At 41.5% G+C, this 15,616-nt stretch carries 15 protein-coding genes and 1 riboswitch; of the genes, 11 read left to right on the forward strand and 4 right to left on the reverse strand.

Annotated elements, in window-relative coordinates; translation table 11 throughout:
• The first annotated feature begins 53 nt into the window (after positions 1-53).
• The 7 genes from HDC33_RS06005 to HDC33_RS06035 all read left to right on the forward strand — a co-directional run bounded on the left by HDC33_RS06005 (position 54) and on the right by HDC33_RS06035 (position 5,810).
• Positions 54-1,175 carry an NAD(P)/FAD-dependent oxidoreductase gene (locus HDC33_RS06005; protein ID WP_179391584.1) on the forward strand — a complete coding sequence of 374 codons (1,122 nt, stop codon included), beginning with the start codon at positions 54-56 and terminating at the stop codon, positions 1,173-1,175.
• Positions 1,176-1,379: 204 nt separating this feature from the next.
• Positions 1,380-1,907 carry a YhcN/YlaJ family sporulation lipoprotein gene (locus HDC33_RS06010; RefSeq protein WP_179392645.1) on the forward strand — a complete coding sequence of 176 codons (528 nt, stop codon included), beginning with the start codon at positions 1,380-1,382 and terminating at the stop codon, positions 1,905-1,907.
• A gap of 230 nt (positions 1,908-2,137) precedes the next feature.
• A complete protein-coding gene (locus tag HDC33_RS06015) occupies positions 2,138-2,926 on the forward strand; it encodes a hypothetical protein (protein WP_179391585.1) in 789 nt (262 codons plus the stop codon).
• Between the two features lie 621 nt (positions 2,927-3,547).
• Positions 3,548-4,195: an MOSC domain-containing protein gene (locus HDC33_RS06020; RefSeq protein ID WP_179391586.1), complete on the forward strand. Its 648-nt coding sequence runs from the start codon at positions 3,548-3,550 to the stop codon at positions 4,193-4,195.
• Positions 4,196-4,240: 45 nt separating this feature from the next.
• On the forward strand, positions 4,241-4,996 hold the full coding sequence (locus HDC33_RS06025) for an exodeoxyribonuclease III (RefSeq protein ID WP_179391587.1): 756 nt from the start codon (positions 4,241-4,243) through the stop codon (positions 4,994-4,996).
• Between the two features lie 52 nt (positions 4,997-5,048).
• The gene (locus HDC33_RS06030) at positions 5,049-5,534 is read left to right on the forward strand and encodes an SRPBCC family protein (RefSeq protein WP_179391588.1); all 486 of its coding nucleotides are present in this window, start codon (positions 5,049-5,051) and stop codon (positions 5,532-5,534) included.
• Between the two features lie 78 nt (positions 5,535-5,612).
• Positions 5,613-5,810 (forward strand): VOC family protein, encoded by a 198-nt coding sequence (locus HDC33_RS06035; RefSeq protein ID WP_370457453.1) that lies wholly within the window; start codon positions 5,613-5,615, stop codon positions 5,808-5,810.
• Positions 5,811-5,880: 70 nt separating this feature from the next.
• On the opposite strand, the gene HDC33_RS06040 is transcribed toward HDC33_RS06035, so the two are convergent.
• On the reverse strand, positions 5,881-6,801 hold the full coding sequence (locus tag HDC33_RS06040; RefSeq protein WP_179391589.1) for a YsnF/AvaK domain-containing protein: 921 nt from the start codon (positions 6,799-6,801) through the stop codon (positions 5,881-5,883).
• Positions 6,802-7,091: 290 nt separating this feature from the next.
• Here HDC33_RS06040 and HDC33_RS06045 point away from each other — a divergent pair, with 290 nt between their 5' ends.
• Positions 7,092-8,522 (forward strand): carbon starvation CstA family protein, encoded by a 1,431-nt coding sequence (locus HDC33_RS06045; RefSeq protein ID WP_179391590.1) that lies wholly within the window; start codon positions 7,092-7,094, stop codon positions 8,520-8,522.
• Between the two features lie 62 nt (positions 8,523-8,584).
• Here the strand turns inward: HDC33_RS06045 and HDC33_RS06050 are convergent, their stop codons facing one another.
• Entirely contained in the window at positions 8,585-9,826 is a 1,242-nt protein-coding gene (locus HDC33_RS06050; protein WP_179391591.1) for a CynX/NimT family MFS transporter, read from the reverse strand.
• Between the two features lie 212 nt (positions 9,827-10,038).
• Positions 10,039-10,140, forward strand: a riboswitch (purine riboswitch).
• Between the two features lie 155 nt (positions 10,141-10,295).
• Here HDC33_RS06050 and HDC33_RS06055 point away from each other — a divergent pair.
• The 3 genes from HDC33_RS06055 to HDC33_RS06065 all read left to right on the forward strand — a co-directional run bounded on the left by HDC33_RS06055 (position 10,296) and on the right by HDC33_RS06065 (position 13,705).
• Positions 10,296-10,883: a xanthine phosphoribosyltransferase gene (locus HDC33_RS06055; protein ID WP_179391592.1), complete on the forward strand. Its 588-nt coding sequence runs from the start codon at positions 10,296-10,298 to the stop codon at positions 10,881-10,883.
• Between the two features lie 8 nt (positions 10,884-10,891).
• On the forward strand, positions 10,892-12,184 hold the full coding sequence (locus HDC33_RS06060) for a nucleobase:cation symporter-2 family protein (protein WP_179392647.1): 1,293 nt from the start codon (positions 10,892-10,894) through the stop codon (positions 12,182-12,184).
• A gap of 309 nt (positions 12,185-12,493) precedes the next feature.
• Positions 12,494-13,705 carry a NupC/NupG family nucleoside CNT transporter gene (locus HDC33_RS06065; protein WP_179391593.1) on the forward strand — a complete coding sequence of 404 codons (1,212 nt, stop codon included), beginning with the start codon at positions 12,494-12,496 and terminating at the stop codon, positions 13,703-13,705.
• Between the two features lie 92 nt (positions 13,706-13,797).
• Here the strand turns inward: HDC33_RS06065 and HDC33_RS06070 are convergent, their stop codons facing one another.
• Together HDC33_RS06070 and HDC33_RS06075 are read right to left on the reverse strand one after the other, a co-directional pair.
• Positions 13,798-14,094 (reverse strand): hypothetical protein, encoded by a 297-nt coding sequence (locus tag HDC33_RS06070; RefSeq protein WP_179391594.1) that lies wholly within the window; start codon positions 14,092-14,094, stop codon positions 13,798-13,800.
• A 598-nt stretch (positions 14,095-14,692) separates the two neighbouring features.
• Positions 14,693-15,595, reverse strand: a complete 903-nt coding sequence (locus HDC33_RS06075) for an aldo/keto reductase (protein WP_179391595.1) — start codon at positions 15,593-15,595, stop codon at positions 14,693-14,695.
• Positions 15,596-15,616: the final 21 nt, after the last annotated feature.

Consider the following 15,616-nt stretch of genomic DNA (forward strand, 5'->3'; position numbering starts at 1 on the left):
GGTTGTGCGAACTGGTATGATTAGAACAGATTTGAAAAGAAAAGGTGTATAGTATGAAAAATGTAATCATTATCGGCGCAGGAGTCCTAGGGGCTTCGACGGCCTATCACTTGGCTAAATCGGGTGCCCGTGTGACGGTTATTGACCGCCATGACGCGGGCCAGGCAACAGATGCAGCGGCTGGAATAATCTGTCCTTGGCTTTCCCAGCGAAGGAACAAAGCGTGGTATACACTCGCGAAAAACGGGGCAGCTTATTACACTTCGCTCATCCGACAACTTGAAGAGGATGGGGAAAGCGAAACGGGATACCGGCGAGTCGGTGCAATCAGCTTGCATACAGATGCTGTCAAACTTGAAAAAATGACAGGGCGCGCAATGAAAAAACGGGAAGATGCACCTGAAATCGGCGACATCCGTCAATTGAACACAATTGAAACCTCAACTTTATTTCCACCATTATCTTCCGTATATGAATCAGTCCATATTAGCGGAGCAGCACGTGTCAATGGACGCGCATTGCGGGAGGCGCTAGTAAGCGCGGCCAAAAAACACGGTGCCGCATTTGTCTACGGATCGGCTACACTTACGTTTACCGACAATATTGTTACAGGTGCCCGAGTCGGAGACGATAGCTTTTCTGCAGATACGGTCATTGTTGCAGCCGGGGCCTGGGCAGCAGAGTTATTGGCGCCCCTTGGTATCCAATTGCAAGTGAGTGCCCAAAAAGCGCAAATCGTACATCTTCAGCTTGAAGATGTGAAAACCGGTGAATGGCCGGTTGTCATGCCGCCGATAGACCAATATATTCTTGCATTTGACGATGGAAAAATAGTCATCGGAGCAACGCACGAAGATGAAAAGAATTTCGATATGCGCCTAACAGCTGGGGGATTGAATGAAGTGTTAAGCAAAGCGTTGCAAATCGCACCGGGATTGGCTGATAGTACATTTGCCGAGGCGCGTGTTGGATACCGTCCGTTTACACCGGGTTTCCTTCCGGTCATTGGAGCAGTTCCAGGAATAGAAGGTCTTCTACTTGCAAATGGTTTGGGTGCATCCGGATTGACAGTCGGACCTTTCCTAGGAATGCAACTAGCAATGTTGGCGATGGGCGAACCACTCGAAATCAATCTTGACTTATATAAAATCGAAGGTGCGATTGACGCTGAGTGACAGTCACCTGCGTAAATCTGAAACAATTCTGACTTTTTTCAGAATACTAAAACATCCTCAAATTGAATTTTCAATTTGAGGATGTTTTTTATAATTTAAGCGATTTACCACTGGATTAGAAACTATTTGAAAATACATGAAAAAAGGGAAACAGACCATTCTACTGCTACTGACAAATTTAAAGGAGGAATACCATTGAAGAACATGTTGCGGATTATTGTAACTTTGTTAATTATTTTTTCGTTGGTAGGGTGTGGGGCGAAAAAGAATGATGATGTAAATAACAATGCCACGGGCAACGATACGGGAACAGATACAAATCTGAACAATGACGACAATAACGCGGATAACAACGTAACTAATGATTCAACAACGGGCGAAAATCAAAATAATGAAGGTAATCATGAGTTGGCATTGGCGGATGATGTTGCTGACAAAATTGTTGAAATGGATGAAGTGGAAAGTGCGAACGTCATCGTTACCAATGAAAACGCATATGTAGCGGTCGTTCTAAATGAAGGAACGGATGATACAGAAGCGATTGAAAACAAAATTGCGGACGAAGCCAGATCTGCAAATGCAGATTTTAAAAATGTTTATGTATCAATGAATCCGGATTTTGTGAAGCAGATGAACGATTATGGAACAAAAATTAGGAGCAATGAACCTGTGGAAGGATTCTTCGAAGAATTTTCTGATTCAGTGCGAAGAGTGTTTCCAGACGCCCATTAACTATTCTATGTACAACGATACATTTCAATCACATTAACAGGGTTCATCATTATTTATACAATGATGAACCCTTTTCCTATGGAATTATCTATTCATGTTCATTCGTTACATTATCTATTTATAACAAGCTATATCTGAAAATCATTAGTGGAAAAGGCGGATTCAGTCCTGGTAAAAGAGGGAATAACAAGAAAATGGCGAATTCCTATACTGATAAAGGGGCTGACTTCATGATTCGAAAAAGTATCATTTTCATTGTGGTAAGTATTCTCTTTCTACTAGGAGCGTGTAATCCGAAAGCAAAAGAAACAATGGAGAAAACGAAACTTCCTGAAACACACATACCGGAAAGTGAGACGGAAACGTCTGAAAACAAACCGGAAAACCCCGAACAGACCCACGAGGAAGTGATGGAAGAAGTGAAATCAGCTATAGAAACAGAAATTGAGCTGAAGCTTCCGTCTGACGTTATAATCGGTGATGGCTACTTGACCGCGATAACAACATCTGACGAAAGTAATTATGAAGTCAATTTTTATACTACAAATGTTCCGATTCCCGTTAATGATCCCTCTTTGCACGACGCACATCCCTACATGATTGTGAGTGGCGCGAAATTCGATTCGGCAGATGCTGCGAAAGCGAAAATCAATTACCAGCCGATTATTGATGGTGCAGAAGAGATCGATTTAGGGCATGGCGTGGTAGGATACAGAGATGCCGGCGCAGGCAGTATTTTTATGACATGGCATGAAGGACGTTGGTCTTTCTTAATACGTAATCTAAATTCCGAATCAGGAAATGAAGAAATGATTGACCTATCAAAACAAATTGTTGCAAAACTTGAAAGCCAATTGTTACCTGCACCACAAAAAATTGGCGCTGGCACGTTTGATATGGATAGTGATGGGGCAGTCGCTAACATCTTAATGTGGCAGGAAAGTGATGTCGTTTACGAAGTCTATACGGCAGATCCACTTATACTTGTCGATACAGTGACTGACTATATGAAGGAATAAATAGACCTTGGCCTGTGAGCACACTGTATATAAATGTGTGCCTTACAGGTTTTTTAAGGTTCGAATTCCTATTCGTGATTAAAAGGCATTCGAATGAAGTTGACGAATACAATAAAGGGACACACTAGTTTTGCGGGAGGAGAATAACTATCCTACAGCCTGCTAAAGAAATATCACCTTGGCAAATTTCTTTGTTACTAATGGCGTTGCTGTCAGTTTACACACTGCTGACCGATTTTAATTTAATCGGATATAATTATCAGTTGGATGAAAAAGCAATGGTCTTAACAATTGAGGAAGGTTTTTATGAGAAGGAAATCTACAATGTACAGGTGACTGATGAAAATATAATTCAAATTATACAAGAAGTGATGTTACCGGTTAATTCAGCGAATACAATATGGCAATTTACTATTATTATGCTGTCGTTATTTTTCGGAGGATTTGTGGCTTTAACTCAATTACCTATCACACAAAGCAAAAATGGTAAGTGGTACGTGATAGTATATATAGTGGGTGTTATCGTTTTTATTGGTTGGGATATTTATGCTCATCGAGAACTTCTAGTAGAGATTACTCAATTTCATAAACGATATTTATCAATTTTTTGGGGGTCAATCGATGAAAATTATATCTATGAATATAGGAAAGCCAACAACGGTTGTCTACAATGGAAAAGAAGTCAAAACAGGCTTCTACAAAATACCTGTCCAAGAATCGCTATACCTAGCAAAATTAAATTTTGAAGGGGACGAACAAGCGGATCTTATAAATCATGGTGGGGTAGACAAAGCCGTTTGTGTTTATCCGCATGAGCACTATTCCTTCTGGGAGAAGGAATTGGCGCAAGACTTACAACCAGCAGCATTCGGGGAGAACTTAACAGTAGCGGGTATGCTAGAAACGGACGTGCATATTGGAGATGTTTTCAAGATTGGCGATGCTATTCTCCAGTTATCGCAGCCGAGGCAGCCTTGCTATAAAATTGCAGGCAGACATAATGTGAAGGATTTGATGTTGCGCTTACAGAAAACTGGTTTTACAGGTTATTATTTTCGCGTACTTGAAGAGGGGAACATTTCACCCGATTCATCAATTGAAAGATTGTCAATCCATCCCGCAAAAGTGACCGTCGCTAATGCGAACGAAATCATGTACGAAGATATCAACAATAAAGATGCAATCCAAAAGCACTTGGCAATAGAAGAACTATCGGGAAGTTGGAGGGAGCGATTTGAAAAAAGGCTTGAAAAACTAAAAGCTTACTAATGGAAAAACAACTTAGCTGAATGTACATAAAGGAGATCAATGTAAATGAAATTAGTATCATGGAATGTAAATGGATTAAGGGCATGTGTACGTAAAGGTTTCCTAGAATACTTTGAGTCGATGGACGCGGATATTTTCTGTGTGCAGGAAATCAAATTGCAGGAGGGACAAATCGACTTACAGTTGGATGGCTATCATCAGTATTGGAATTATGCGCTGAAGAAAGGATATTCCGGAACGGCTGTGTTCACAAAAGAAAAACCGCTATCGGTGAAATATGGTGTAGGAGATTTGGAGGCGGAAAACGAAGGTCGTATCCTTACGCTGGAGTTCCCTCATTATTACGTTGTGAATGTTTACACACCAAACTCCCAACGTGATTTGGCACGGCTGCCTTTTCGTTTGGAATGGGAAGATGATATGCGGGCATACTTGAAAAAGCTTAATCAGATTAAGCCCGTTATCTATTGTGGAGATTTGAATGTCGCGCACCAGGAAAGCGATGTACGGAATGTGAAATCAAATATCGGTAATTCAGGCTTTACTTTTGAAGAGCGCGGCAAGATGACAGATTTGTTAGCAGAAGGATTCATCGATACATACCGGTATTTCAATCCGGATCAAGAAGGGGCTTATACGTGGTGGTCATATATGAGTAAAGTAAGGGAGCGTAATATCGGATGGCGAATTGATTATTTTATTGTATCTAAGGGGCTCGAACCTTTACTGAAAGATGCAACCATCCATTCGGATATACTAGGTAGTGACCATTGTCCGATTGTTTTGGAGTTGCAAATTTAATTTAAAGTAGCATTTTTGTGGGGAAAGTTGAACAAAAGAAAGGATGGTTTACATGATTGCTGATTTCAAGCGAATTGAAAATGGGTATCTAGCAAGTTTCGAGCGGCAACTAACTCATACCGTTGAAGCAGTATGGGCAATGCTAACAGATAATGAGCAGTTGAAAAGATGGTTTGAAGAGCTTCGTGTCGGAGAACTTCGTGAAGGGGGATTCATGCAGTTCAATGTGCCGGAAGTAATCAATCAGGAACTAGAAATCAGTGAACTGAAACCTTTATCTGTTTTGGAGTTTGATTGGTTCGGTGATGTAATCCGTTTTGAATTGTATCCAAACGAGAATGGTTGTGAGTTGTTAGTAACGGAAAAGATCAGCTCGATAACGGAACAAACTAAAAAAGACATTGCGGGTTGGCATGTTTGCCTGGATGTTATTGAAGCATTACTGGATGAAAAAACGATACCAAGGGACGAAGAATGGAGAAAGTGGTACGAGAGATATGCGCGGGAAATTGATGAATTGACCGGTTCGAATATCTGAGGAATATGGTCATCTTTAGGTACATTTGGCCATATTCGATAAAAAACTTTGGAGAGATAAATTATAGGAACGACAGACATAAGCATTGATAATTATATTCCCCACGAATTTACATTCACTCCTGCTATTTCACTATTTGTGACATGCGACACGGAAGTCGAAAATGATCGGCTTTTTGAACAGCTATCACAGGATGGACAAGTCCTAGAGCTTTCTCCAATACCGTTATGTGGGAAATTCGGTGTTTCACGGCAATTGAACTTTCCAAAGAAGTGATCTGAATCACTATAAACAAAGAAGCCTGCTTAAGTAGATCATCTACTTAAACAGGCTTCTTTTCATACTATTAAAATCGATTACGGTCGTTCAATGGATCATCATCTAATTCATTTCGCTCAAACCGATTCGTTTCCAATGAATCAATGATCGTTCCCTCTTGTTTATCTAGTACATCATCCGTCCGGTCGATATCCGCTTCTTCACGACGCACTCTTTCACTCACTGTTTCCGTATCATGGACCTCTCGCTTCCCAACGACGATTTCTTCACTGACGACAGGGCGTTTTGTCACTTCAACCCGTTCTTCCATGACAGGAATATGAATGTTTTCACCATCATCAAACACTTCCCCGGCAGCAGTCTCCTCCGTTACGGCGCGACGTTCAATATATACTTCCTCCCGGGTAACGGGCACTTCAACTGTTTGTATATCTTCGACAACATGCTTTCTGACGTTCACTTCTCCCGCTTGATAGCGTTCTTTGTCGACATTGAGCTTCTCTTCATGTAATCGTAGACGTTCGACCCGTTCTGCATCCGTTTCCAACCCATTGCTGTTCATTGCTATATTTGTATTATCATAATCATCGACGACAAGATTTGAGCCGATGTTCAAATCTGTATAACCGGCTTGATAGTCCGTTCCTGGATAGAGTTCACCGTACTCGCGGTCGACATAAAGAAGAATTCCGCCAGCTTTGACTTCATTGAAATAACGGTTGGATTCTTCTTCAGTGAATCCCATATTAGTGAATGCGCCTTTGACGGGTTCATCTCCGCTAAGGAAAGCGATGAATTTGTCCATCCAATTACCTTCAGGTGACCGAAGATCCACATCCGTTTCCCCTCGGACAATCAATAATGAATCCGCATCATTCGTCACAATATAAATATCATTATCAGAATATCCTTGTGCTTTTAACTCATCGATCTTATTCAAAACCTCGGTCTCATTTTGGAATGTACCTACATATTTTTTGTCAGCCATATCAATTTTCCTCCTAAGATTTTTATTGTTTTACTAGTGTTGGTGCTAGTATGTGAAATACCCCGCTTACGAATAATAAAACCTACGTGTCGAATCACGAGGAAATATACATTTATTTCTGAAATATCCCCATAAACTAAATATAATCGATTACACTAGTAAGAGGGGGAAGTTTTCTTGGACATGTTCTTATTTGGATGAATGATAGGCAAGTTGCCGAATTCTATTACTAAACAGAGCAGGTGGAAGACTTATCTCCGTTTCGATACTAGTGAAATAGGGGTGTAGATTTGATTACTTTTATTGTGTCAATAGTTCTTCTGGTTGTGGGGTACTATACGTATGGTAAGGTCATTGAAAAGATATTTGGACCTGCCGAGTCTAGAAAAACACCTGCTTATGAAAATAATGACGGTGTAGACTTTGTGCCAATGAATAAACACAAAAACGCGCTTATTCAACTATTGAACATTGCTGGGACAGGACCGATATTCGGACCGATTATGGGTGCCCTATATGGTCCGGTCGCATTTTTATGGATTGTTTTGGGATCCATTTTTGCAGGAGCTGTGCATGATTATTTAACAGGTATGATCTCTCTACGAAATAAAGGGGCGCATATTCCAGAACTAGCCGGAAAATTTTTAGGTAAAGTATCTAAACATATTGTAAATGTTTTTGCTTTGTTGTTGCTGCTTTTAGTCGGAACCGTATTTGTTACGACGCCGGCATCGTTGCTAAACATTTTACTTGATGGGAAAGTAGCTTTATGGATAATCATTTCCGTTATTTTTGCTTATTATTTCTTATCTACAATTCTTCCGATTGATAAAATAATTGGTAGATTGTATCCCTATTTCGGCGCCGTTCTTTTACTCGGTACACTCGGCGTTGGAGGAGCGTTACTGTTTTCTGGCTATACGATTCCAGAGTTGAGTCTCGAAAATATGCATCCGAATAATTTACCTATTTTCCCGATATTATTCTTTACAATTACATGTGGTGCGTTATCCGGTTTCCATGCGACACAATCACCGATTATATCTAGAACGGTAGAAAAAGAGTCTCAAGGTCGTTACATATTTTACGGAATGATGATTGCTGAAGCGGTGATCGCAATGATCTGGGCAGCTGCATCGATGAGTATGTTTGATGGGCTGACGTTAAATGAATTCATTAATTCAGGTACCCCTTCGGCTGTTGTGAATGAAGTGTCAATGACATTATTAGGGGCTATCGGAGGAACGATTGCAGTATTGGGTGCTATTGTACTTCCAATTACATCGGGAGATACAGCATTCAGGGCGGCGCGTACAATTATTGGTGATTATTTGAAGATTGATCAGAAAAAATTAATGAGACGTTTACTGATCGCAATTCCTTTGTTCGCTATATCTGCCTTGCTAACACAAATTGACTTCAATATTCTGTGGAGATACTTTTCATGGGCGAACCAAGCTACCGCGGCTATAGCGTTATGGATTGCGACGATGTATTTATTTTTAAAAGGCAAGAACTACTTTGTATCATTAGTGCCTGCGCTGTTTATCACCTATATGGTATTTGTATATATATTAAATCAGAAGATAGGATTTAACTTAGATTTAAAAATATCATTTATTGTAGGGTTATTGTTAACCGCTATTTTAGTAGTGATGTTCTTTATAAAAGCCAGGAAGAACAAAGAGGATAAGATAGAAACGGATATGGTTGTCGATTGAAAAAAGAGCAGTAAACCAATATGGTTTACTGCTCTTTTTGTATGTTGGCCACCTGTATTCAATTACTCAGAAGTAATGAAAGCATTTTTACCTGCTTTCATACCGGATAGGAACAGAATGACGGATGAAACGAGTATAATCAGCATCGGTACTGTCCAACCGGAAGTGAAATCATGCAAGAAACCGAACAACACAGGTCCGATTGCAGCGAGCATATAGCCGAAAGACTGCGCCATGCCAGACATCTCCGTGGCTTCGTTCGGTGTACGAGTCCGTAATGTGAAAAACATCATCGCAAGCCCGAATGACGCACCTCCTGCAATTCCTATGATAATCATAAAAAATGGAGTGAAAGAAGTTGCGCCAGCAAAGATACCGCCGTAGCCCATAAGATAAAAAACGGTAACCGCGATAACAATCAACCGTTGATCTTTCACCTTTCCCGCAATAATTGGGATGATGAACGTTATCGGAAGCTGTGAAAATTGCAATAGGGAAAGCATCCATCCCGCGCTGTCCGCATCCAAGTCTTGCGCTTTTAACACTTCAGGCAACCATGCCGAAGTTGTATAGAAGATTAAGGATTGGAAACCCATAAAAAAGGTAATGCCCCATGCCAATGGAGAACGCCATAAGGAAATAGATTGAGGTTTTTCAGACGATAATTCCGGTGTGTTTGCTAGTTTCTTATGTTTAAGTTGTGGCAGCCAGATCAGTAGTGCGATAAATGATAAAAGGGCCCAAATACCTAACGCACCTTCCCATCCTAATCGGGCTCCATGAGCAAGCGGCACACTGGCGCCGGCTGCTATGGATGCGGATAAATTCATGGATACAGAATAAATGCCGGTCATGAGTCCCATTTGCAGTGGGAAATTTAGTTTTATCAAACCCGGCAATAAAACATTACCGAATGCAATGGCAAGCCCCAGAAGAAAAGTACCGAGGAGCAAGTTGGATGTCGTACCCAACGAACGAATAATGATGCCCGACGTCAATAAAATGAGGGATCCGAATAATGTCAGCTCCAACCCGAAGCGACGTGCAATTTTTGGAGCGAACGGTGAAATTAAGGCAAAGGCGAGCAAGGGGATAGTCGTCAGGAATCCCGCTAGCACATTCGAAATTGCTAAACTGTCCCTGATGGAGGAGATTAAAGGTCCAACAGAGGTTAACGGTGCTCGAAGCGTAGATGCGATGAAAATGATTCCGAAAAGTAGAAACCAAGTCTGTCGTGAGAATTTCAATTTTTTGTTTGTGAGATTCGAATGTGAATTGGTCAAGTTAAAGCCCCCGTAATCCATGTATGTTGAAATAAAGAATTCCTTTACATTCGCTTCGGCTACCCCAGATAAGGCGCCTACGCTAAGTTTATACTTGTATTCATATAGTCAGCATACAGTGTAGTTTTATAAAGGATATCACATTCAGCGTTTTAGGTATGTTCAGTGAATTGTATGAATCATTTTTTAATTTTTGATGTCGTTGAAATGTAAATTTAGCATGCTATACTAATAACATTCTAATAGCATTCGCTCATATAATCGCGGGGATATGGCCTGCAAGTTTCTACCGATTTGCCGTAAACAAATCGACTATGGGAAGCAACGGATTGAAAGGGTCGTACTCATTACATGGGTATGTCTCCTTTTCTTTTCCATTCGGCAAATAAGCTCGAATGACATTGCTCCACTCATGGTTTGAATGGATGCACGGTCAACGGGCTTATTTTTTTCGCCCTTGATTGTGAAAACGAAGAGGAGGAACAGAAGAATGAAATTATTAAAAGATAAAATTGTACAAGATGGAAAAGTATTATCGGATCAGGTGTTAAAAGTGGATTCGTTTTTGAACCATCAAATAGATCCACCTCTTATGCAGGCGATAGGAGAAGAATTCGCGGAACGATTTAAAGACGCAGGCATTACAAAAATTCTGACGTTGGAATCATCGGGTATCGCGCCTTCGATGATGGCGGGCCTGATTCTGGGTGTACCGGTGATTTTTGCACGTAAACGGAAATCATTGACGTTAATTGATCATCTGTATACAGCGAGTGTTCATTCATTCACCAAAAACGAAACAAATGATATTTCTGTTTCAAAAGATTTCGTTACAAGTGAAGATACAGTATTACTTATCGATGATTTTCTTGCAAATGGTCAGGCTGTTCTTGGATTGCTTGACATCATCGAACAAGCCGGAGCCAAGTTGGCAGGAGTCGGAATTGTCATTGAGAAAGGATTCCAACCCGGCGGGGCGCTGATCCGTGAACAGGACATCCGTGTGGAGTCACTGGCGAATATCGCTTCGCTTGAAAACGGGCAAGTGACGTTTTTTGAGGGGGCACTTTCCAAGTGAATAATCCACTGAAGTCAACCGCGTTAGGCCTCCAACACGTTTTAGCCATGTATGCGGGAGCTGTCCTCGTCCCATTAATTGTCGGTGGCGCACTGGGCTTATCCTCGAAACAATTGACATATCTCGTCTCCATCGACATTTTAATGTGTGGGATTGCAACAATCTTACAAATTATGAATAATCGTTTCTTCGGAATCGGACTGCCAGTCGTCTTAGGATGTTCGTTTACAGCAGTTGGCCCGATGATTGCGATTGGCACAGAATCTGGAATTTCTGCTATTTACGGAGCAATTATCGTTTCAGGACTTTTTGTTATTGTGATTGGTCGATTTTTCGGTAAGCTTGTACGTTTCTTCCCTCCTGTCGTAACGGGTTCCGTCGTTACGATTATCGGGATTACGTTGATTCCCGTGGCTATCAATAACATGGGCGGGGGACAAGGTGCAGGCGATTTCGGTTCATTGTCTAATATTGCATTGTCTTTCGGAACCTTGCTTTTCATCCTCCTTGTCTTTAAATTTTCTACCGGTTTCATGCGGGCGATTTCCATCCTGCTTGGTTTGCTAGTCGGAACTGTTGCGGCTACATTTATGGGGAAAGTTGATTTCTCAGCTGTTCAGGATGCATCCTATTTCCATATGGTGGAGCCTTTCTATTTTGGAATGCCTACTTTCGAATGGCCGGCCATTTTGACGATGATTCTTGTGGCGATGGTTTCACTCGTTGAATCGACGGGCGTTTACTTTGCGTTAGGTGATATTTGTGAGCGTGATATAAAGAAGAAAGATCTTGAAAAAGGGTATCGTGCGGAAGGAATAGCCGTATTGCTCGGTGGGATATTCAATGCCTTTCCTTATACGACGTTCTCACAAAATGTCGGTTTAATTCAAATGTCGGGTGTCAGATCACGAAAAGTTATTTTAATTGCGGGTATTATGTTAATAACACTCGGCTTTGTCCCTAAAATCGCCGCTATAACAACAATTATCCCGAATGCCGTTTTAGGGGGGGCGATGATTGCCATGTTCGGAATGGTCGTTTCCCAAGGAATAAAAATGTTAAGTAAAATCATAACGGATTCACAAGAGAATTCGATGATCATCGCTTGCTCAATCGGTATAGGACTTGGCGTGACTGTTGCACCTGAGCTGTTCGCACAATTCCCATCAAGCCTTAAAGTATTAACGAGCAATGGTATTGTCGCGGGAAGTGCAACAGCAATTGTGTTAAACATCTTATTTAATATGATTCCTTCAAAAAAGAAGAAGCATTTGATTCAATTGTCTGAACAAAAAGCTTGATTATAAATGTAATCAACCCGGTCCAAAAACATGGATCGGGTTTTTTTATATGGAATATTCCTGCTGCTTGCTGAAACAGCCAATTTGTCGAATTTAGAAAGAGTAAATGTCGAAGAATTGTGGAATACTAAGACCGAAGTCGTTTTGAAAACTTAGTTTTTAATGCGATTCATTTACTTATTTCAATTCGTTTGCTAAACTCATTTAGTTGTATGACGTCAGACGACAAAATAGAGGTTTACATAGTGTGAATTGGCGTATTAGTACCAAAATTATAAATGGAAAAATTCCATTGAAGAGGTGTAGCTGTTGAATTTATTGTGGGGGCTTTTAGGGATAGTGATCGTGTTGGGAATTGCATTTCTTTTCTCCACTGGAAAGAAATCGATTAATTACCGAACTATCATCGTTGGTTTAATCATACAAGTGACGTTTGCATTCGTCGTCTTGAAGTGGGAGGCTGGAAGAGCTGGTTTAGTAGCGTTTTCCAGTCTGGTACAAAATGTCATTGACTATGCTGGTGAAGGGGTTGCATTTCTTTTCGGTCCGGCAGCGGATGTTAAAGGATTCGGTTTTGTTTTTGCATTCCAAGTATTGACGATCATTATTTTCTTTTCATCCTTGATTTCTGTGTTGTATTATCTTGGTATTATGCAGATGATCATCAGACTGATTGGAGGCGCATTATCGAAACTGCTTGGTACGAGTAAGGCGGAATCGGTGTCTGCGGCAGCGAATATATTCGTCGGACAAACGGAAGCTCCGCTTGTTATTCGACCTTTTTTGGCAAATATGACAAAGTCAGAGCTTTTTGCAGTTATGACAGGTGGTCTTGCGTCAGTTGCCGGTTCTGTTCTCGCAGGATACGCACTTTTAGGCGTTCCTCTTGAATATTTGATTGCGGCAAGCTTCATGGCTGCACCAGCAGGGTTAGTAATGGCGAAAATTTTTATACCGGAAACGGAAAAATCGGACATTACAACTTTTGACATGGAGAAAGACCAGGAATCAGTGAACGTGATTGATGCGGCGGCGCGTGGGGCAGGAGATGGTTTAAAACTTGCCTTGAATGTCGGTGCAATGTTATTGGCGTTTATTGCATTAATCGCATTAATGAACGGCATGTTGGGTGGTCTCGGTAAAATATTCGGTTTTGAGTCGTTGACGGTTGAGGGAATACTTGGGGTATTATTTGCACCGCTTGCCTTTGCTATCGGCGTACCTTGGTCGGAGGCGGTTACGGCTGGAGGATTCATCGGTCAAAAGCTTGTGTTGAATGAGTTTGTCGCATATGCCTCATTCGCGCCGGAAATAGCTTCCCTCAGCCCTAAAACAGTCATTGTTGTAAGCTTTGCGCTTTGTGGCTTTGCGAACTTAAGTTCATTGGCGATTCTTCTTGGTGGATTGGGCTCTCTTGCACCAAGTCGCCGCCCTGACATTGCAAAACTTGGTATCCGTTCAGTTGCAGCAGGAATGTTAGCTTCGTTATTAAGTGCTGCAATTGCTGGGATGTTTATTTAAAAGTAAAATTTTAGCCGCAAAAAGACTGGATGGCCAATGGGTCATCCAGTCTTTTTGCGTAACAGCTAATGATGCCATAGTTGATGCGTCTGTTATTCTTTCTTATCGTCAACGACACCATCGCCGTCATCGTCACCCTCTACATCCACATCTGTATCGGTTCCATCGTCAGTATCCACATCGACGTCTGTATCGGTTCCATCGTCAGTATCCACATCGACGTCTGTATCCGTGCCATCATCTGGATTGACATCTTCTACGGGTTCGTTAACATCCACGTTGACATCATCTTCATCCCCGTCGCCGCACGCTGCGAGCATCCCGACTGACAGCAATGTTGCCGCTCCAAGTTTTAACCATTTCTTTTCTCCAGTAAGTTTCAAATTCATTTAAATCCCCTCCAAAAAGTTTGTATAAGTGATGCATGTCCTTGTTATACCCCGATTTAAATCTATTAATCATTTCATTCGTTTTTCGGATAGATTAATGGGGGTCAACTGAACTTCGATACAGCGGAATCATCAAGATTTTTGAAAGTGAAATTCTAGTTGATTAGGTATAGTTTATGACTTAATCAGAAAATCGAACAAAAGCATCCTTGAATAAACGAAAAAGAACGATCAACTGCATCACGATTAAAGGAGTATATGAAAAGGAGCTAAAACCATGGCGGTTTTTAGCTCCTCTGTTGTTTTACATGTTGAGGTAAAAATCACCTTCAATCACGCTTCATCTAAAGACCTTGGCAAGTTACTAGAATTGGGTTTATTCACCGGATTAAACTCGTATTTCAATATATCAAGGTAGAACCAGCGAAGGCGCCTCACAGTGTCAAGTTGCTATCACAATTCGAAAGACGTGAATTGTGTCAGAACTGGACACCGGGTAGCCGAAGCCATCCCCGAGCGCCGAAGCGCAGTATGAAACAATTCATAATTTCAATTTATACAGTTGGATGTTAGTACCGATTATAGAATTCCTATTCCATTAAACACGGTGCTCTTTATAATTATGCATTTTCGCGATAGTCGCTAACTGAGTGATTTCTTCGACTGATGTTTTTTTCTCATAAGCTATAATAGAATCGAGCAACTGCTCGGTCGTGCGGGCACCGATAAGGGCAGAAGCGACCGTTTTATCACGCAATACGAAAGCGATTGCCCCCGCATGCAAGTCGTCGGAATTTTCACTAAGCGCTTGAACGGTACGGTTCAATTCTCCTGCATCGTATTCGGCGAATCCATTCGCATTTGCAGCTCGTGCCAACCCTTCAGATGTCAAAAAACCTTTCGCGATCGTGCCACGGGTGATGACGGATGCACCGGCCTCGTAAATCATGGAAAACCATTCTTCCGGTCTGCGGTCGAGCAGATTATATTGCATCATGACCGAAATTGCGGAGCTGCTAGCTAGGAATCGTTCAATGACAGTCGGACGTATCGACGAAATGCCATATTGACGGATGAGTCCTTCTATTTTTAAACTTTCAAATGCGTCAATCGTCTCATCCACATCGTCTTCCATCGTCCCTCCGTGGAGCTGATATAAATCTATATAATCTGTGTCAAGACGCCTCAGACTCTTTTTGACGGCATCCATAATGTGCGCTTTCGAAGAATCCCATGTCCAACCATCGCCGCCCGGGTTCATTTTATTGCCCGCTTTCGTCGCAAGGATAATATCATTCCGTTTCCCTTTCAGCGCAGCGCCTACAAGTTCCTCATTTCTACCGCCCGCATATAAATCGGCTGTGTCGAAGAAATTGATGCCCGCGTGGATTGCGGCATCGATGATGTTTTTCGATTCGCCCAAATCATCCGGTAGTGACATGCAACCCAGTCCGATTTCAGAAACGTAAAGACCACTTTTACCTAACTCTCTTTTCTCCATGAAAGCACCCCCTGTTTTGTT

The organism is Sporosarcina sp. JAI121 (assembly GCF_013408665.1).
Classification (GTDB): domain Bacteria; phylum Bacillota; class Bacilli; order Bacillales_A; family Planococcaceae; genus Sporosarcina.

Excerpts from the sequence above, each read along its gene's own strand:
- HDC33_RS06005 (WP_179391584.1), top strand. The coding sequence starts at position 54 with ATGAAAAATGTAATCATTATCGGCGCAGGAGTCCTAGGGGCTTCGACG.
- HDC33_RS06010 (WP_179392645.1), top strand. The coding sequence starts at position 1,380 with ATGTTGCGGATTATTGTAACTTTGTTAATTATTTTTTCGTTGGTAGGG.
- HDC33_RS06015 (WP_179391585.1), top strand. The coding sequence starts at position 2,138 with ATGATTCGAAAAAGTATCATTTTCATTGTGGTAAGTATTCTCTTTCTA.
- HDC33_RS06020 (WP_179391586.1), top strand. The coding sequence starts at position 3,548 with ATGAAAATTATATCTATGAATATAGGAAAGCCAACAACGGTTGTCTAC.
- HDC33_RS06025 (WP_179391587.1), top strand. The coding sequence starts at position 4,241 with ATGAAATTAGTATCATGGAATGTAAATGGATTAAGGGCATGTGTACGT.
- HDC33_RS06030 (WP_179391588.1), top strand. The coding sequence starts at position 5,049 with ATGATTGCTGATTTCAAGCGAATTGAAAATGGGTATCTAGCAAGTTTC.
- HDC33_RS06040 (WP_179391589.1), bottom strand. The coding sequence starts at position 6,801 with ATGGCTGACAAAAAATATGTAGGTACATTCCAAAATGAGACCGAGGTT.
- HDC33_RS06050 (WP_179391591.1), bottom strand. The coding sequence starts at position 9,826 with ATGGATTACGGGGGCTTTAACTTGACCAATTCACATTCGAATCTCACA.
- HDC33_RS06055 (WP_179391592.1), top strand. The coding sequence starts at position 10,296 with ATGAAATTATTAAAAGATAAAATTGTACAAGATGGAAAAGTATTATCG.
- HDC33_RS06070 (WP_179391594.1), bottom strand. The coding sequence starts at position 14,094 with ATGAATTTGAAACTTACTGGAGAAAAGAAATGGTTAAAACTTGGAGCG.
- HDC33_RS06075 (WP_179391595.1), bottom strand. The coding sequence starts at position 15,595 with ATGGAGAAAAGAGAGTTAGGTAAAAGTGGTCTTTACGTTTCTGAAATC.